Below are 17,136 nucleotides of genomic sequence, written 5' to 3'. Positions count from 1 at the left end.
AAAGGACGATGTCTCGGTGAGGAGACTCGTCCTTTTTTGCGTGGCTGAAAGCGCAGTAAATTGGACGCTGATATGCGGGATTTCTTGATTTTAACGTCACCTACCTCAGGTACCCGGCATATGATATCTCGACTATACAGAATCCCATTCTATAGAGACTAGAGCTCTCACCTTAGCAAGGAGGGTTACAATACTTGAAGGAGAAAGAGTTTCAATCCAAGCCGCTATTAACCAAAAGAGAAAGAGAAGTATTCGAATTGCTCGTCCAAGATAAAACAACAAAAGAAATTGCAAGCGAGCTTTTTATTAGCGAAAAGACTGTTCGAAATCATATTTCGAATGCTAAGCATACCTTTTACAAATTAATTCCTCGAATAAACAAAATAACTCCGAAAGTCATATGTTAATAAGTTGAACAAAAGGATTATAATTGAATTACAAGAAGTAATTACTTGTGTATTAGAGCAAAAATTCATACTTCTGCGACAATTTCCGACAACATTTTTTTGTACTTCATGATAAATTTAACAATGGTAAGGTGATCATATATGACAAGTACAATCGCGAAAGACTTACGGACACATTTAAGAAACTCAATTGAAATGTCTAAAGAAAGTCAAAAACAAGTTGCAGCAAAGCTGGGTATAAGCAGTAGTTATTTAAGTAAATTTTTAAATGGCAAGGATGTCTCGTTCTGGATTGTTCATAAGATCATTAATCACATCGACAAAGAGAACGAAATCGAACTTATTTTGAATTATTTTAAAGAAGGCATTAGTTCTAAAAATATTCCTGCTGCTTTAGAATATTGTTATTCCAAGCAATTGTACGATTATACAAGTGTTCTTGCACAGGAGTACAAAAATAAAAGAAATTTAAAAACTCAGGAATTATGTTCTTTATATTCGTTAATGTTAGAGTCAAGATTTATATTCGAAAGTAATACTTTTTTAGATAACCTGAGAAATTTTAAAAACACCTTTTTGGAAACTGAAATTATGGTGAAGGTCTTACAAGTCTATTACTATTATTTGAACGGCCATTATGATTTAACTATTTATACGATTGATCAAATAAATGACTTGTTGTTTCAGGTTAATGATCCGTTTCTAAAAATGGCATACGGTGCTAGGGTAGATGAAATTCAAGTCAATATTTACTTGAAGCAAAAAACAGAATTAATACAATCACGAAAAATCGCTAACAGAATTTTGGATAGGAATTTCAGCACAGCTCACAACATTACTGCTTATCATATTTTAGGTCTTTCCTATTTTCCAGAATCCTATGAACAGTCAATTTCTTATTATCTTAAATGTATTGAACTTTATTCGAAATTTCCTGATAGACAGGCCGAAATTCTGGAAAATAAAGAAGAAATATCGTTCCTTCAAAAGTACTGGAATAAAAGTATTCATGACGAATTCGCAGTAAGTGAATTCTCCTTGTTATTAAAACAAGATGGGGATTTAAGCAAATATTATAAAGATGAGAGATATCATAAATATGCGCTTCTTTTTGATGGAATAAAAGAATCTTCATCAGAAAAATTGTTATTATCACATCATTATTTTTCAAAAAGCAAAGATTATTTCAGGGCAAGTTTCCCAAAAAATGAATTGAATAGAATTGGATTTAGGTATACACTCTAAGAGTTAGGGGGTGCTATACATGACTAAACGTTTCAATGTAATTGTTTTAACAGTTACACTAGGAGCAACAATAGTTGTTTCGGAAATTCACTCACTTATCACTAACCCAGAAACAATATATGAAACAAAAGATGTAAGACCGGGAATGTAAATATAAGATGTTAAAAAGACGCTACCATAATCAGGTATCGTCTTTCGTGTTTTCTGGGGAAGTTTCCTGTTTTCAAAAAAAACGAAAACAGGAAATTCTTTTAAATATTTCTAATATGGATTAAAATATAAACAGAACAAATGTTCCTTGGAGGGAAGAGAAATGGCTATAAAATATGAAGAATTAATGGAAATCTTAGAAGCAACAAAAAAAGAAGATCAAAATCAATCCTCTTCAGGTGAATCGTCTTCTAAAAATTTAGCCTTAGAAGCTCTGTAATTTTTAAGGGCATCTAACATGAAATTACGTTCATCATCTGTTATTTGTTTGCCATCTGCATCTATAATGTTTGCATTTTTGATATTCTCAAGAGTTAGTTCTTTCGCGAAAACTACTTTCTCAGCTTCTTTACCCATTTTTTCAAGGTCACTTGGATCAGTCACAAAGTAAGTGGGATCAACATTGAAAAAATCTGCAAGTTTGGTCAAAGCCTCCAAAGAGGGACTTTTGATTTTGCCCGTTTCGAGTTTTGATAAATAGCCGTTACTTAAACCAACTTCTTGAGCGAGCTTTCTAATAGATAGTTTGGGTTTTTGCTCTTGTCTTAGTCTTTTTAAGTTTATTCCGATTAACTCATTTTTCTTGTTATCCATAAAATAAAGTCACCTCGATTTAACGCCACTGATTAGTAACAACAATATTAATTATACCATGTTTAAGATTCCTATAAGAAACTTTTATGAAATTTATGGTTGCACTGAAAGCAGAAGGATGGTATATTTTACTTGTGCTTCCTTTAGGAAGCGTATGAGGGGGTGAAAACGGTGGGCCAAGAAACTGCTTCTTTTGCAGAAAAGATTAAAAAACTAAGGTCAGATAGAAACGAAACTCAACGTCAATTTGGCTTAGTTACAGGGTTTTCTAGCTCTTATATATGTAAATTGGAAAAAGGAAAAGCAAACCCTTCGCACTCTTCTTTAGTTCAACTAAGTGAAAAATTAAATTTGCCACCGGCTTATTTTTTTTAACCTGAGTGCTTCCTATAGTGATCAAAATTCTTAGGGTAGTCCCATTGTCCAAATTGCATATTATGTTTCGAGGTGATCTTATGACTCAAAGAAAGAAAAAGAAAAAAAGCAACCTGTTCGTGGGGGAAATTTTCTTTGGAACAGAAGACAGAGAAAAGCTTTTTACTGAGGCTGTGGCACCTTATTACACACCAGTAAAAAAAGAGAAGAACAAAAAAATTAAAGAGGCTTGAAACTTTTGTTTCACCTTTTTTTAAAGGACAAGCTAAACACAAAAAGAGGTGATTAAAACATGGCTAAGTATAGACATGTTCACACGACTTTTTGGCAAGATCCAAAAGTCACAGAAGAACTGACACCAGAAGATAGATACTTTTATTTGTACCTTATTACAAACCCAAACACCACTCAAATAGGAATATACCCTATTACCAAGAAACAAATGGCTTTTGATTTAGGGTACTCGATTGAGTCGGTCAATAGCTTGATGGATCGCTTCGTAAATCATCACAAACTGATACTTTACAACAATGACACAAGGGAAATGGCAATAAAGAATTGGCCTAAATACAACTTGAATAAAGGTGGAAAGCCAATATTAGACTGTGTCACTAAAGAATTGAGAGAGGTTAAAGATAAATCTCTCATGAATGTACTTTATCCAAAAATCGAGAATACCAGCATTAGAGAAGTGTTTGAACGATACGCCGACGATACGTTGCACGATACGTCGACGACAAGCGGACAAAAAGAAAAAGAAAAAGAAAAAGAAAAAGAAAAAAAAGATATATTGTCGGGAAACCCGACTGCGGATGAATCAGAAATCCCATTCAAACTCATAACGGATCTTCTCAATCAAATGTCAGAGAAAAATTACCGTCACACCACACCAAAGACACAGCAACTAATAAAAGCAAGATGGAACGAGGGATTCAGATTCGATGATTTTAAAAAGGTTATCTTAGCAAAATGCTATGAATGGCGTGATAACCCTGACATGAGTAAATTCCTTCGTCCCGAAACACTTTTCGGAACAAAATTCGAAGGTTACTTAAACAACAGTGATGAGGTGATAAAGCGTGCACAGCATAAAGGCGGTGGCAGCCGAAGTAACCGACAAAATGACCTTCCATTCTGATTACTGTAATAAGCACACATACACTCGTGGCAGTGAAGATGTTGTAAAACCTGTCCGAATGATGGTCATGAATGGGAAAGTAATTTGCCCACGATGTGAACTGGAAGAAGAGTCAAAGAAATTGCAAAAAGAATTAGAAAGTCAAATTGAATATAGCCAGCGACAGAAAAAATTTAACACGTTGGAAAAACGCAGCATGTTCAGGGATCGAACTGTCTCACAAGCAACATTTGAAAATTACAATGTTGCTGAGCCAGAAGAGACCAAGAATAAAAAACGAATGATGGATCTTGTTAAACACTTGCAACAAGGTGAAGTGTTCAACATATTTTTGCAGGGCCATCCGGGAGTGGGGAAGAGTCACCTTGCATATGCAGCACTTAGAGAACTTAATGTGCCTCCTGATCCCGACAACCCTAAAGACAAAGGTCGATCATGCTTGTTTATCAATATGGAAGATGCTGCTACGGCAATTAAAGATTCATTCAGCAACAAAGAGAGCAAGTACACAGAAGCGTATGTGACTCAGTTGATGGGTGAGGCCGATTATCTCGTGATAGATGACATCGGCGCAGAAACAGGGTCAGAGCATTCGGATAGTAAAGCCAGTGATTTCATTCATCGTCTCATCTACAAAGTAACATCTGCTCGGCAGGATAAAGTGACGATTTATACAACAAACCTTACTAGCGAAAAGCTGTATCAAATGTATGACAGCAAGCTAGTATCACGCATCACCCAAAAGCAGCAGTACATCATTTTTAAAGACACATCGGACAAGCGTAAAGAAGTATTGCCGTTCTAAGGGAGTGTAAATGCGAAGGTTGATAGTTTAATAGATCAGCTGGCAGTAAGTCTGAGTGACTGAAAAACACAAGGAGGAACCATCATGAAAAAAGGCGGTAGAAAGCCCACGAGAGCCGAAAGGAAGATTTTATTAGTAAATGGATTGAATCCACTTTATTGGTTTGTAGAAAAGAATCTGACGACATCTGTGCATGTTGTACACAAAGAGGTCGGTCGCAGAAAGGAAATTGCGAAATGAGTGTCACTAGAATCATTTTGGATCATGTCAATTTTGAATGGACGATCGTAGGTCTTAAACGGTTTTTGGATTACTGGTACGAAGGCAGGTCGATTGAAGAGATGGCGGAATTATTTAACCGACCATCAGAAGAAGTGTTAATACTGATGATTGATTTTAGCAAGCGTGGAAAGATCAAGGAGCGCCCGAACGGTGTCGGCGCAAACGAGCCTATGTATATCAAAAAATGCACAATGAGCTACAAAAAAAGAGATTTACGCAAGCTGTTTGAACAACAACCGGTTTACTATGCTTGCCCTCAAAACGATTTTATATGGTGTGAAAGGGACATCATAGCTTTTCGGAAGATGTGGCAGGATCATGAGCCGATCAGAAATATTGCGAATCGTTTAGCACGCAAGGTTGATGATGTCATGCTGTTAATTATAGATCAAGCAGAGTTAGGTAAGATCGAACCACGTAAAGGCGGGGCACTAGGAAAGGAGTACAAGCATGAAAAGAAAAAACCTGTTGCCATTTGAGAAAGCGACAGCACGCCAGCTGGAAGTCATTGCGAGATATGAAGATTGTCCGAAACGGTTTAAGACAGCAGCCGTGCGCCACCTCAAAAAGAGAGGAGGCATCAAGTGATGACCAGTGATGATAGAGCTTTAATGATCGAGTGGTTGAGTCTGAAAAACATTGGTCACGAATATTGCGAGAGTTTATCAGACGAAGAACTCGAAAGAATCTACAATCTCAACGTTCCTCAGCGTGACGAATAAAAGGAGGTGAGCATATTGGAAAATGTAGCGAATCCATACAAAGCAGGTCCAGTGAAAGCGTGGGTTATGTCAGAGGATGAACTAGAAGCATATAGACAGCAGCACCCACCAAAACCATATAAAAAGAGACTCAAACGTAAAGATTGGCGTTGGCAGCGCACAGATCAATCCGTCGAGTCTCAGCGGTAGAATTCACATCAAAATGTGAGTAATTAAGCCCATGAATCTTAATTATATCACATGGAGTGATCAAAGTGAATGAACCACAACGAATCACATTAGAAAAAAACGACCTTTTTACAGCTGATGTTGAACCGGGGAAAATTCAAGTGATTGTCCTAGACGGTATTAACAACACGGCTCATATAACAGAAGCACCAGAGCACGGACACACGATAATCGAAACCATTAAAGGCAAATTAGATCGAATACGTTTTGACTACGGATTCAAATTCAATAAATAAGCAGGGGTTCATCCCCTGCGGGGGAGGAAAAACCATGAATTTACCTAAACATATCGAGCTTTCACAGGCGGTCAAAGCCTGCAAAAACAAAGCGATGACGATTGATGATGCAGCTGCTCATCTAGGTGTACCAAAGTTTTTTGTAGCAGCTCTTGCTGAATCTTGTCCTGATCTAGTCATCGAAGGGAACGTGGTCATGGCGAAAAGGGAATCAAACGGACCTGTCATTTTCACTCTACTGTTTTTCATGGGGATTATTGCTGTCGCTGGGTTGATGCAATGAAACAGATTGATCTTTTTAGAGAAATCATAGTGGATAACTTTGCAGGAGGCGGGGGAGCAAGCACAGGCATCGAGCTTGCGACAGGCTTATCAGTAGATATAGCTATCAATCACGATCCAGCTGCCATTGCAATGCACGAGGTGAACCATCCTGACACGGAACATTATTGTGAATCTGTGTGGGATGTTGATCCGAAACAAGCAGTTAAAGGGCGAAAAGTTGGTCTAGCATGGTTTTCCCCTGACTGTACCCACCATTCAAAGGCAAAAGGCGGCAAGCCTGTAAAACAGAGTATCAGAGGGCTTGCGTGGATTGCTGTCAGATGGGCGATAGCAGTTAAGCCACGTGTCATCATGCTTGAGAACGTTGAGGAATTTAAAGACTGGGGTCCTATCTCTAAAGAAGGTAAACCCATCAAAGAGCAAAAAGGACAGACATTTCAATCATTCGTCAAAACGCTTGAATCACTTGGATATGAAGTGCAGTTCAGAGAGTTAACGGCCTGCGACTATGGAGCGCCAACAATACGAAAAAGGTTCTTCATGGTTGCAAGATGTGACGGAAAAGAAATCGTATGGCCGAAGCCAACACATGGTGATCCCAAAAGTCTTCTTGTTCAAACAGGAAAGCTCAAGCCGTGGCGATCGTCTTACGAAATTATAGATTGGTCCATAGGGGTTCCTAGTATATTCAACAGGAAACGGCCACTAGTTGAAAATACGATGAAACGAATCAAACGAGGCATTGATAAATTCATTGTGAACAATTCATGTCCTGTACTGGTGCCGGATAAGAGCAAAGCGGCATTCTTAATCAGCTATTACACTGAACAGTCAGATAAAGAGGTAAGAGGTCTTTCGCTTGATCGTCCATTACACACAATCACAGCTGGCGGCAATAGATTTGGATTAGTTACGGTTGCCTTCTTGACTAAGTATTACGGTCAAGGAGTAGGCCAGCGACTAGACGAGCCATTGCATACCATTACAACCAAAGACCGTTTCGCATTAACAACAGTTTGCACAAATGGTAAGAGGATCGCAGACATCGGATTGCGTATGTTGCAACCAAATGAACTATTTGCAGGGCAGGGGTTCCCACCTGGATACACATTCAACATCGGTAATAAATCTGACCAAATACGCAGGGTGGGGAATAGTGTTCCACCGCAATTCGCAGAGCAGCTGGTGAGGGCTAACCTCCCTGAGATGTGCGTACCTGAGCATATGAACAAATATTATAGCAAAGCAAATTAAGTAGATTAAGGAGGATTGGTTAATGACTAGATCACCTTTAATATGGTTCGGCGGCAAAGCAAAGTACGCTGAATTAATCATAAACAAAATGCCAGGTCACAAAGTGTATGTAGAGCCATTCGGTGGTGCTGCTCATGTTATTGCCCATAAACCAAAGGGCGGGCATGAGGTATACAACGATATAGATGGTAATGTGGTCAATTTTCTAATGCAAGTGAGAAAGAATCCGAAGGCAATGCAAAGCGCTTGTGAATCCATTCCATATAGTCGACAACTATATGAACAATGGAAAGCAGAAGATTATCCAAAGGACGACTTTGAACGTGCTGTCCGGTGGTTTTATATGAACCGTTCTGGCATAAGCAAAGGCAACGCAGAAAATGTCCCTCAGACCGGATGGCGGCACAGTACACAAAGTGGTCAAAACCCTGCTAATGGCTATTTATCTGCATGTGAAGCTATTGCCAACTTCGCCAAACGCATGCAGGGAGTCATGATCGAAAAGAAAGACTTCCGAGAAATCATCGAAAAATACGATAGCAAAGAAACGTTATTTTATATTGATCCACCGTATGTCGGCCGTGAAAAATTTTATGCGGGTGGTTTTACAGAGAAGGATCACAGAGACCTGGCTGATCTGCTGAAAAATTCATCGGGGAAAGTGATTCTCTCGTATTATCAGGATCCATTGATTGAAGAACTTTATAGTGATTGGCATCAAGAAACATTTGCTGCTTACAAACAAGTTGTAGGCAGTTCTGAAAAAGATAGATACACAGAAGAAATGTTGTTGTTCAACTATGAAATCAAACAATTAAGCTTATTTGATTATACGCATAGCGGCTTAGGAGGAAACGGTATGAGTGAACATATTTAACCGTTAGTGTTGGCACGAGTTGGTTGTGAATTCTTTGAATTAGCGGCTCTTCTGAGGATATAAATGTATTATAAGTGGAAGGAAAGTATAGAATATTTAAAGTCAGTAATAATAATTATGTGTTTTTAAACTTGAAGAGAGGTATCTAGATGCCATTAAGAGACACAGAATTTTTAAACGTTAGAGTAGAAGGAATACGAGGAAGTGCAGCATTGATCGGTGTCGATGTTAATATTGACGGTAGATTGCCTTGTAAAGATACTAATGATCCTTGTTATTCCTGTTGCGATGCAAAAGGTAGTTATTACAGGACTTGTTATGCCTATACTGATGGAACGATGGAACATAAGCGCGGTTTATTTATTAATAATCAGGATATGGGATGTGTACACAATTGGGCTAATCTTGCTACTAGAATAGATGTTGAAATTTATCCTAAATTAGAGGTTTCAAACTCACAATGGAAACCAAATCCACGAGCTGGTCGAGTAAGATTTGATTTTTCAGCTGATGAGTTTACTCATGCAGCTCATGGTGGACTTTATTCTCCTGAAGTTGGGTTAGTATCGCTTCCTCTCGAAGGTTTCGCTCCATATCTTAATGGTTTTATTTGTGAAAACGGAAAAAGAGTTTCAGAAACTCGTGAATTGGATATTAAATTATGGGGGAAAACACCTCATCCAGAGAATTCGTCAAAAGGTTATAATATCTATGGCTTTGCTATTATTGGAGCGGAAGGCTCTTATTATAATACTGGACCGATGCTGTCTGGGAAATATCAAATGGTAATTACTGATTTAAAAAATAATCGATGTTGCAAAAAGGTTATCGATATAAATAACCCTGGGGAGTGTATAGATCTTTATTTAGATAAAGAGGATTTTGGTATTGATGCAGAACCTTGTTAAATTAATTTATAATTCAAGTCCAAGACGGAGAGCCTGCGGACACTGATCAACACCTTTTATGGGTGCTGGTTGGTGTCCGTTTTCTATTTATCAGAAAGGAGCAGACATGAAGAAGGAGAAACCCAAAAAGAACAAGCGGAAGCTCACTGATAACGGTGTGCAAATTTAACTGTTGCAACACCTATAAACAGTTTAAAGGAGGGAAAATGGGACCATGACGAAGCGTGGGTATAAAATTTTAAGTCAGTGTTCATTGTCATTTGAGTTGCCCAATATTTACGTGCGTAAATAGAAGTGATATAGTAGTTATATCAATTAATTCTGGTGGTGAACATTTATGATGAATGAGTTTCACTTTAAAGATATTGCAGAACTAAAAACATTTATGGACGAAGCAGTTGTGAATAGTTCTGAAGCTATAAAAATACTTGGTTGCACTCGACAAAATCTAAAACAGTTAGTTGATCATAAATCACTAACCCCAATTAAGATTACAAATAGAGAACGTCTGTTTTTAAAAGCAGATGTAATAACGTATAAGAATAAGAAAATGAAAACTCTTAAAAAATAAATTGTTTGTGAGGATAATATGAATAATTTAGAAATTATGGTGCCTTATAAAGTTGAAAATAACTATGAGGGTTTTTGTTTCTTTGCCGATGTGTTCAATTCAACTGACACTTTATATGATATAAGAATAAAATTGTTTTTTAATAGAACACGTTGGTTTGAGGCAAATTTAGTATCTGTTTTAGGCGCTTGGATAGAAAAAATGCTTAAAAGGAATTGTTATATAGAATTTGTTAGTGTTAACAATTCATTGAGGAATGTATTCCAAAAAAATGGTTTTTATAAAAAATACAATTTACAAGAAAGAGACGACGTGTATGATTCAACAATTAAATATAAAGTTTTTAATCCTAATCAAGAGGACGATTTTTCAGTTTATGTTGCTGAACAAGTACTACCAAAGATTAGAATTAATATAACTAAAAGTGTTCTTAAAACCCTAAGGACTAGTTTGAATGAAGTATTTTTAAATGCGAAAATTCATTCAAAAAGTGAAAAGGTTTATACATGTGGCCAATACTATCATATTCATCAGAAGGTAGCATTCACAATTACTGATTTGGGTAATACAATAGCTTATAACGTACGAAACAAACATAATTTTTCAAACATACATGACTATGATGCGATTGAATGGGCAACTATATATGGAAATACAACTAAAAATTATGATGATCTTGGTGGAATAGGCCTCCATATCATTGATGAATTTATGAAAATGAACTCAGGAAATTTTCAAATTGTCTCTGGCTTTGGTTTTTGGGAGAGAGTAGGAGGCCAAGTCAATAAACAGTATCTGAGTAATTTCTTTCCTGGGACTGTTGTGAATATTATTACTTCTTTAGAAAATAACTTGAGTATGACAGAAGAAATTTTGTTTTAATTTACTAGGAGGAATTTAAAGATATGAGTAAAATTCTATTGAAAGATGTAATTGGATCTAAAATAGCTGTTTCTCCCGAAAAAGGAACGACTTTATATAATTTTTTGAATAAAAAATTTAAAGAGAGAGAGTTCATTGAAATAAGTTTTGAAGGGATAGAAGATTTAACCACTGCCTTTTTAAATAGAGGAATAGGAAATTTATATAAACTTTATACGTCTGAAGAGTTAAATAAATATCTTAAAATAAGTCAAATAGATGATATGGATAGATACTTATTAAGCAAAGTAATCGAAAGGGCGAAGATTGATATAAGTAACAATCGTAATTTATCTGAAACAATAAACGAGGTCATAGATGATGAGTAAATTCAATCTTGATGAATACAATCCGGTAGATTCTGATAAATTCTTCTTAGATACAAATGTATGGATGTACTTGTATTGTAGTATAGGTAATTACAAAGAGGACATAGTTGATAAGTATAATGAGTTATATTATAAAATTTTAGACTCAGGAGCTTCAATCTACACATGTGCTTTGCAATTATCAGAGTTTTTTAATGCTTATTGTAAGTTGGAATACAATATAACTAAAGAGGCTAAAGGTTATAATAATTATAAAAAAGATTTTAGAGATACTGAACAATTTATTGAATTGACTGAACAAATACAAATGATAATTAAAAATAAAATCTTGAAAAACTCTCATAGATTAGATGATTTATTCAATGATATAAATATAGATGATATTTTCACAATTGATAAAGGGTTTGATTTTAATGATCAGTTTTTTACTTTATTATGTGAAAAATATGAAATATCAATGGTGAGTAATGATAGAGATATACTTAAGAATGCTGAAACAATTAATGTTTTGACTGCACTAAAATGATATTTTCATTCAAAAAGTAATTCAATTAAATGAACGTCCAAGACGGAGAGCCTGCGGACACTGATCAACACCTTTTAAGGGTGCTGGTTGGTGTCCGTTTTCTTTTTGTCGGAAAGGAGCAGCCATGAAGAAGGAAAAGCCGAAAAAGAACACGCAGAAGCTCACTGACAGAGATTTAAGAGAGTTGATGGGGCAAAACATGCAGCGGTTAAAAAGAGCCAAAGGCGGGGCAATGCGTAGAAAATAAAGGGGGAATTATCATGAATCAAACAAGTTTAGACATTCCGCAGATCGACGAGGAAAAAACAAGATTCAAAATGGAAAAGATGATGGGAAAATATAAAATGCTTAGGTTGCAAACGCCGGAAGACTTTCTTCCAAAGATCACAACAACATACACCATTACGCCGCCGAGTTTTTCAAATCAGTTCCACTCCTCCACAGAAGAAGCAGCGCTTAAAAAAATGGATTGGGAGATTGAGCGGGAAAAATATATGAAGCGAATTGAGAGGGGCATTAATCGTCTAACGCAAAAAGAGCGGCGCATATTAGTTATGCTCTATATGCAGGATGAAGAAATGTTTGATTACGAAATTTACGCGGAAATGGGTCTCAGCCAAAGGAATTATTATCGTGTTAAAAATAAAGCATATTATAGACTGGCCTTTGCTTTGAGAGAAGAAGTGTACAAGCAGGGGGATAAATCATGAATTTTGTTCAGCCGATAAGGGATCTTGATCAGATCCATTATATAAAGAAATATCTTGGAGAGCGGAACAAAAGGAACTTGCTGCTTTTTGTGGCTGGAATCAATTTAGGCTTGCGCATATCCGATCTGCTGGAATTGAGGGTGAAGGATGTAAGGAAGCAATATGTATCGCTAAGAGAACAAAAGACAGGCAAAGAAAAAAGAATTAAAATAAACAAAACTCTTCGAAAAGCGATAGATCAATATATCAAAGACAAAGATGATCAAGAATACCTTTTTAAAAGTAGAGAAGGGCTCAACAAACCAATCAGCCGCAGCAGTGCATATAACATTATGAGAGAGGCAGCGGACTATGTCGGGCTTGATAGTATAGGTACTCATACGCTCAGAAAAACATTTGGCTACTGGAATTATAAAAAACATAAAGACGTTGCCTTATTACAAGAAATATTTAACCATTCTAGTCCTGACATTACATTGAGATACATTGGAATTACACAAGACGCAATGGACAAAGCAATGGACGATTTCGGCTTATAAGACTCATCTGTTCAAATGGCAGGTGGGTCTTTTTTTGCGTTCTTTTTCTTCAATTAACCATAATGAGAAAATGTCCAACTCATTTTAAGGGAATTGCTGAAAAGCAAGAGGGGCAAAGGATACAGCGATTTATCCAGTTGGACAGACTATTAGATATGGTGAATTGGTGGATAATGTGGATAAACACTATAAAATTCTAGTTTAAATGCCGAAATAACCAGTGTGACGAAATTTTAGGAAAAGTGGGTGACAGAAGTGTTAAAAAAAGTTCTATTGAAATCAATTTCTCTTCAACTAATAGCTTTAGTCGATTCTGGCGTGAAAATTGATGTGGAAAGAGTTGAGGAGTTATCTTCTAAAAACAAGTTATTCGTTGAGTTGAAAAAAATAGTTAAAAACGATCCAAGTTATTATGTTTTGAATAAAATTGATGAGGAACAAACAAGTTATTTAGAAGAAACTATAAATAATTGGACGACTGCATACTCAGGAAGAGCTTGGAGTAAATTTTCAGTGCAAAACAATGGATTGAACCTAGTTTTACACTTTTTAATTGAGGAACTTAGAGAAGCAAATGACAAAGATGAAATAGGAAAATAAATTTGGGGAGATTAGTATGTTAAAAAAGAAGCGAATTAGTATAAATGATAAGGATGCTGCTTTAACTAAATATGAAGTTAGAATAATTAAAGATTCAGGAGAAGTTGAAATTTTAAAAGTAGATGCCTATTCTTATCATGGTGTATTCGATGTTCTTGTTGAACAACATGGAGAAATTATAGCTGATTCAATAAATATTAAATTTATCCAGTGACAAAACGAAATGGAACACTTCAAGAATGATATTGTCTTAAAAAGGAGGGGTATTATGGGATATTTTAAGAATCAATACTTGGAAGATAGAGATGTAGTAGACAAAGACCCTCAGAAATATTGTGCTTCTTGTAATGAAATGATTAGTGATAACGAAGCTGCGAAATATAAAGGCAAGTGTGAATCTTGTTCAACTGTAATGTCAAAATAAAAAAATGGCACACTTTTGGCACGATCTTGGCAAAGCATTCTCTCTCAGAGCGGTTATTATGGTATTAGGTGATAAATTGAGAGCGGCTTCCATTGTGGAGGTCGCTTTTTCGTTCGACAAAAGTTGCATTCGATTAAAATTAACAGTTTTAGTCCGATATACTAATATGAATTTGTGTATTGGGGGAATTTACAATGAGAGAAAAGTTTCGAGAGTTTTATTTTGACAGAGATGATAAAAAAATATGGGAAGAATCCATCATTGTTTTAGATACAAATGTTTTACTTAACTTATATAGATATTCTAAAGAAACATCGGATCAAATAATAGGGTTATTAAATAAATATAGAGATAACTTATGGATGCCTCATCAAGTTGCATTGGAATATCATTATAATAGGAAATCAGTATTAGTAGAACAGAGTGGATCATATAAGAAAGTATGTAATGCTTTAAATGAAATTCCAGAAAAAATAAGGGACATGCTGAATCAAGATTTGAGTAATTATAAGAAACGGCACAAAGGTGATGTGGAGAATTTCATTGAAATTATCCAGGCTGCAACCAATAAACACATAGAAGAATTAAATGCAAAAAACGAAAAGAATACTGAATATAATTTAACAGATAAGGATTCAATTAAATTAGAAATCACTAAACTTTATAATGGCAAAGTAGGTGATCCCTATACCAAAGATGAAATGGAAGCATTAGAAAAAGAAGCAGATGACCGTTTGAAAAAAGAGATACCACCAGGATATAAAGATTATAATAAGAAAAAAGGTCATAAATTTCATAATGGTGTTATGATACAAAATAAATATGGTGACTTAATACTTTGGAAACAATTATTGCGTTATGCTAAAGATAAGAACACTAGTGTTATATTTCTGACTGATGAACAGAAAGAAGATTGGTGGTACGATTTAAAAAGCAGAATAATAGGTCCTAAAGTGGAATTGTTAAATGAATTTACTAATGAAACTAATAAGGAATTCCATATGTTTAATTCTTTAGGTTTCGTGAAAAGACATCGAGATGTTATTAATGACGATACGGTTTCTGAAGTGAGGGAATTAGACGAATATTACAGATCAACTGAAAACCTGAGAATGGGTAGAAGGTTTTCAAAGCCATTTATACCGGATTATTTAGATCAAGATACTCTTGCTGCATTTTGCTTTTGGTTTGATAAAAAGTTTTCAAAATCATTTTTCAAAAAAATTAAATTCAGTACTATTTATGAAATTATTGAGAATGAGTTTGACGATTACACGGCAAAAAAAATTATGAGTTTCTTATACAAAGAGAATTTAGTGAAAGAAGACGTTATAAAACAGCAAATGTATATTAAGATGGATCAATTAAAGGCTAGAGTCCACGAAACTATATTGAATTTAAGCAGTTGAATTATAAAGACTAATATAAGATTGTAACATAAAGATTTTTTAAGCATCCTTCGGGGTGCTTTTTATTTTGGGGAGGGACACAACGTGGACAACTCACTCAGGGAATTAATCATTAACACAGCAATTGGACACGCAATAAGGACAGACCAATTGTATAACGGGCTTAAAGCCCTTAATAAAAGGGGATGCATATGGGCAGATGGGGAGATCATCAGGGGATTAGGCATGCTCGGTTCTTACGGTGTGAGGGACAGGCAAGCTATAGACAGCCTCCTGCATGTCAGCCAGATGCTACCATATGAAGCAGCACGATCCTATCTAGCATCATATCAAAGGGAGTACAGGGAGTTTTATGCTGTACAGAAAGTGGGGCATCTTCATGCCTTTGTTTTGTTTGCAATGATAGATGAGAGAAAAGCTGGTGAATCAGATGCCACCTAAACCATTGAGAGAGTGTAAGCTGCGAGGGTGCAGGGAGTTAACAAGGGATGGTTATTGTCCTGCTCATGCTGATGGTAAGCAGCAGGAAGCGAAGTATTACAACAAACATGTTCGAGATAAACAATCAACAAGTTTTTATAAATCAAGAGAATGGAAACAGACAAGACAACTTGTTCTATTGCGAGACAATTACCTTTGTCAAAGCTGTTTAAAACAAGATCGTGTCGTTCCTGCTGTGATGGTTCATCACATAGTGGAGCTAAAGCAGGATTGGAACAAACGATTAGATTTAAATAACCTCGAAAGCATGTGTAATAGCTGTCACAACAAGGTTCATGGCAAGCGAGGGTCATAGTACCCCCCGGCATTAAATCCCTAGGAAACGGCTTCGTGAAGATCGGTGAGCCGTCGTCTGCAAACAAACACCGCTTTTCAAAGTTTCCGAAAAACAGAAAACCCCCTCGGCGAAAATGCCGAGAGGGCTTGGTACGACTGGTTTTGTTGTTAATTCGATCATATCACGAATTTGATCAAAAACAAGCATAAATTTGAAAAAATCGAAACGGAATGAGGTGAAAAATATGCCGAGACCTGCAAAATCCGCAACCCTTCAATTAATACAGGGCAATCCAAATAAGAAAAACACAGATGAACTAGCGATGCGTGCCGAACAAGAACAGAAAATGAAAATGCGATCAAGCAACATTAAACCTCCATCCTGGTTGGATAAAGTGGCTAAAAAGGAATTCAAACGGATTGCCGAGCTATTAAAGGAAGTGGACATTATAACGGAGGCAGACATCAGCATGTTGGCCGCCTATTGTAATGCCTATTCTCAATATATTTCTATTACCAAGGTGATAGAGGAAGACGGACTCATGGTTCATAAAGATGGATTTGATGAGGACGGAAATCCAATTGAATTGATTGGAGAAGAACACCCATTATTGAAAAGACAAAAGAACTTCTTTGATCAAATGAAGTCTGCTGCAAATGATTTTGGTCTTACTCCATCAGCACGTGCAAAACTAGCGATCACCAAAACGCAGGAGATTCGGGAAAAGACGGCTGCTGAAAAGGAGTTTGATAACGTGTGACAA

The 17,136-nt window shown here is 36.2% G+C and carries 31 protein-coding genes; 30 read left to right on the top strand and 1 reads right to left on the bottom strand.

Features of this window, described 5'->3' with window-relative positions:
- Positions 1-194: 194 nt before the first annotated feature.
- The 3 genes from OIT90_RS08915 to OIT90_RS08905 all read left to right on the top strand — a co-directional run bounded on the left by OIT90_RS08915 (position 195) and on the right by OIT90_RS08905 (position 1,803).
- Positions 195-407, top strand: coding sequence for a helix-turn-helix domain-containing protein (locus OIT90_RS08915; RefSeq protein ID WP_073206862.1), 213 nt, complete (start codon positions 195-197; stop codon positions 405-407).
- A 141-nt stretch (positions 408-548) separates the two neighbouring features.
- The gene (locus tag OIT90_RS08910) at positions 549-1,652 is read left to right on the top strand and encodes an AimR family lysis-lysogeny pheromone receptor (RefSeq protein WP_474892461.1); all 1,104 of its coding nucleotides are present in this window, start codon (positions 549-551) and stop codon (positions 1,650-1,652) included.
- Positions 1,653-1,671: 19 nt separating this feature from the next.
- Positions 1,672-1,803 (top strand): hypothetical protein, encoded by a 132-nt coding sequence (locus tag OIT90_RS08905; protein WP_276205482.1) that lies wholly within the window; start codon positions 1,672-1,674, stop codon positions 1,801-1,803.
- A 224-nt stretch (positions 1,804-2,027) separates the two neighbouring features.
- Here the strand turns inward: OIT90_RS08905 and OIT90_RS08900 are convergent, their stop codons facing one another.
- Positions 2,028-2,456, bottom strand: a complete 429-nt coding sequence (locus OIT90_RS08900) for a helix-turn-helix domain-containing protein (RefSeq protein WP_017358232.1) — start codon at positions 2,454-2,456, stop codon at positions 2,028-2,030.
- A 171-nt stretch (positions 2,457-2,627) separates the two neighbouring features.
- On the opposite strand from OIT90_RS08900, the gene OIT90_RS08895 reads away from it, so the two are divergent.
- The 27 genes from OIT90_RS08895 (at position 2,628) to OIT90_RS08765 (ending at position 17,133) form a co-directional block, all read left to right on the top strand.
- Positions 2,628-2,831, top strand: a complete 204-nt coding sequence (locus tag OIT90_RS08895; protein ID WP_073206856.1) for a helix-turn-helix domain-containing protein — start codon at positions 2,628-2,630, stop codon at positions 2,829-2,831.
- A gap of 292 nt (positions 2,832-3,123) precedes the next feature.
- Positions 3,124-3,969 carry a conserved phage C-terminal domain-containing protein gene (locus OIT90_RS08890; RefSeq protein ID WP_073206855.1) on the top strand — a complete coding sequence of 282 codons (846 nt, stop codon included), beginning with the start codon at positions 3,124-3,126 and terminating at the stop codon, positions 3,967-3,969.
- A complete protein-coding gene (locus OIT90_RS08885; RefSeq protein ID WP_342488963.1) occupies positions 3,911-4,774 on the top strand; it encodes an AAA family ATPase in 864 nt (287 codons plus the stop codon). Before OIT90_RS08890 ends, OIT90_RS08885 begins: the two co-directional genes overlap by 59 nt.
- Positions 4,775-4,858: 84 nt before the next feature.
- Positions 4,859-5,014, top strand: a complete 156-nt coding sequence (locus OIT90_RS08880; RefSeq protein ID WP_474892460.1) for a DUF6906 family protein — start codon at positions 4,859-4,861, stop codon at positions 5,012-5,014.
- On the top strand, positions 5,011-5,535 hold the full coding sequence (locus tag OIT90_RS08875) for a hypothetical protein (protein WP_474892459.1): 525 nt from the start codon (positions 5,011-5,013) through the stop codon (positions 5,533-5,535). Before OIT90_RS08880 ends, OIT90_RS08875 begins: the two co-directional genes overlap by 4 nt.
- Positions 5,507-5,644 (top strand): hypothetical protein, encoded by a 138-nt coding sequence (locus OIT90_RS08870; RefSeq protein ID WP_474892458.1) that lies wholly within the window; start codon positions 5,507-5,509, stop codon positions 5,642-5,644. The genes OIT90_RS08875 and OIT90_RS08870 overlap by 29 nt, the downstream gene beginning before the upstream one ends.
- Positions 5,644-5,778, top strand: a complete 135-nt coding sequence (locus OIT90_RS08865) for a BH0509 family protein (RefSeq protein ID WP_474892457.1) — start codon at positions 5,644-5,646, stop codon at positions 5,776-5,778. The genes OIT90_RS08870 and OIT90_RS08865 overlap by 1 nt, the downstream gene beginning before the upstream one ends.
- A 15-nt stretch (positions 5,779-5,793) precedes the next feature.
- Positions 5,794-5,967, top strand: coding sequence for a hypothetical protein (locus OIT90_RS08860; protein WP_474892456.1), 174 nt, complete (start codon positions 5,794-5,796; stop codon positions 5,965-5,967).
- A 65-nt stretch (positions 5,968-6,032) separates the two neighbouring features.
- Positions 6,033-6,242 (top strand): XtrA/YqaO family protein, encoded by a 210-nt coding sequence (locus OIT90_RS08855; RefSeq protein ID WP_017358222.1) that lies wholly within the window; start codon positions 6,033-6,035, stop codon positions 6,240-6,242.
- 34 nt (positions 6,243-6,276) lie between these two features.
- Positions 6,277-6,525 carry a hypothetical protein gene (locus OIT90_RS08850; protein ID WP_269794407.1) on the top strand — a complete coding sequence of 83 codons (249 nt, stop codon included), beginning with the start codon at positions 6,277-6,279 and terminating at the stop codon, positions 6,523-6,525.
- Positions 6,522-7,781: a DNA cytosine methyltransferase gene (locus OIT90_RS08845; RefSeq protein WP_474892455.1), complete on the top strand. Its 1,260-nt coding sequence runs from the start codon at positions 6,522-6,524 to the stop codon at positions 7,779-7,781. Before OIT90_RS08850 ends, OIT90_RS08845 begins: the two co-directional genes overlap by 4 nt.
- Positions 7,782-7,803: 22 nt before the next feature.
- Positions 7,804-8,658, top strand: a complete 855-nt coding sequence (locus tag OIT90_RS08840; protein WP_474892454.1) for a DNA adenine methylase — start codon at positions 7,804-7,806, stop codon at positions 8,656-8,658.
- 149 nt (positions 8,659-8,807) lie between these two features.
- The gene (locus tag OIT90_RS08835) at positions 8,808-9,566 is read left to right on the top strand and encodes a hypothetical protein (protein WP_265785215.1); all 759 of its coding nucleotides are present in this window, start codon (positions 8,808-8,810) and stop codon (positions 9,564-9,566) included.
- A gap of 337 nt (positions 9,567-9,903) precedes the next feature.
- On the top strand, positions 9,904-10,137 hold the full coding sequence (locus OIT90_RS08830) for a DNA-binding protein (RefSeq protein ID WP_229137039.1): 234 nt from the start codon (positions 9,904-9,906) through the stop codon (positions 10,135-10,137).
- Between the two features lie 18 nt (positions 10,138-10,155).
- Positions 10,156-11,019: a hypothetical protein gene (locus OIT90_RS08825; protein ID WP_087975739.1), complete on the top strand. Its 864-nt coding sequence runs from the start codon at positions 10,156-10,158 to the stop codon at positions 11,017-11,019.
- A gap of 23 nt (positions 11,020-11,042) precedes the next feature.
- Complete coding sequence (locus OIT90_RS08820) at positions 11,043-11,387, top strand: STAS-like domain-containing protein (RefSeq protein ID WP_087975740.1); 345 nt, start codon at positions 11,043-11,045, stop codon at positions 11,385-11,387.
- Complete coding sequence (locus OIT90_RS08815; RefSeq protein WP_265785218.1) at positions 11,380-11,913, top strand: type II toxin-antitoxin system VapC family toxin; 534 nt, start codon at positions 11,380-11,382, stop codon at positions 11,911-11,913. Before OIT90_RS08820 ends, OIT90_RS08815 begins: the two co-directional genes overlap by 8 nt.
- 124 nt (positions 11,914-12,037) lie before the next feature.
- Positions 12,038-12,160: a hypothetical protein gene (locus OIT90_RS08810; protein ID WP_260857579.1), complete on the top strand. Its 123-nt coding sequence runs from the start codon at positions 12,038-12,040 to the stop codon at positions 12,158-12,160.
- A 13-nt stretch (positions 12,161-12,173) separates the two neighbouring features.
- The gene (locus tag OIT90_RS08805; protein ID WP_156060352.1) at positions 12,174-12,623 is read left to right on the top strand and encodes an ArpU family phage packaging/lysis transcriptional regulator; all 450 of its coding nucleotides are present in this window, start codon (positions 12,174-12,176) and stop codon (positions 12,621-12,623) included.
- On the top strand, positions 12,620-13,162 hold the full coding sequence (locus OIT90_RS08800) for a site-specific integrase (RefSeq protein WP_111292423.1): 543 nt from the start codon (positions 12,620-12,622) through the stop codon (positions 13,160-13,162). Before OIT90_RS08805 ends, OIT90_RS08800 begins: the two co-directional genes overlap by 4 nt.
- A gap of 246 nt (positions 13,163-13,408) precedes the next feature.
- Positions 13,409-13,762 carry a hypothetical protein gene (locus OIT90_RS08795; RefSeq protein ID WP_423358211.1) on the top strand — a complete coding sequence of 118 codons (354 nt, stop codon included), beginning with the start codon at positions 13,409-13,411 and terminating at the stop codon, positions 13,760-13,762.
- A 16-nt stretch (positions 13,763-13,778) separates the two neighbouring features.
- Complete coding sequence (locus OIT90_RS08790) at positions 13,779-13,976, top strand: hypothetical protein (protein WP_423358213.1); 198 nt, start codon at positions 13,779-13,781, stop codon at positions 13,974-13,976.
- A 54-nt stretch (positions 13,977-14,030) separates the two neighbouring features.
- Positions 14,031-14,186 carry a hypothetical protein gene (locus OIT90_RS08785; protein WP_423358215.1) on the top strand — a complete coding sequence of 52 codons (156 nt, stop codon included), beginning with the start codon at positions 14,031-14,033 and terminating at the stop codon, positions 14,184-14,186.
- A 194-nt stretch (positions 14,187-14,380) separates the two neighbouring features.
- Positions 14,381-15,595, top strand: a complete 1,215-nt coding sequence (locus OIT90_RS08780) for a PIN-like domain-containing protein (RefSeq protein WP_423358217.1) — start codon at positions 14,381-14,383, stop codon at positions 15,593-15,595.
- Positions 15,596-15,679: 84 nt separating this feature from the next.
- Positions 15,680-16,036 carry a hypothetical protein gene (locus OIT90_RS08775; RefSeq protein WP_474892453.1) on the top strand — a complete coding sequence of 119 codons (357 nt, stop codon included), beginning with the start codon at positions 15,680-15,682 and terminating at the stop codon, positions 16,034-16,036.
- On the top strand, positions 16,026-16,391 hold the full coding sequence (locus OIT90_RS08770; RefSeq protein WP_106035268.1) for an HNH endonuclease: 366 nt from the start codon (positions 16,026-16,028) through the stop codon (positions 16,389-16,391). The genes OIT90_RS08775 and OIT90_RS08770 overlap by 11 nt, the downstream gene beginning before the upstream one ends.
- A gap of 226 nt (positions 16,392-16,617) precedes the next feature.
- Complete coding sequence (locus tag OIT90_RS08765) at positions 16,618-17,133, top strand: phage terminase small subunit P27 family (protein WP_224558540.1); 516 nt, start codon at positions 16,618-16,620, stop codon at positions 17,131-17,133.
- Positions 17,134-17,136 lie beyond the last annotated feature (3 nt).

It is taken from the genome of Bacillus sp. ABR (assembly GCF_056172715.1).
Note: the sequence above shows the minus strand (reverse complement) of the source record. Positions and strands in the feature narration are given on the sequence as shown.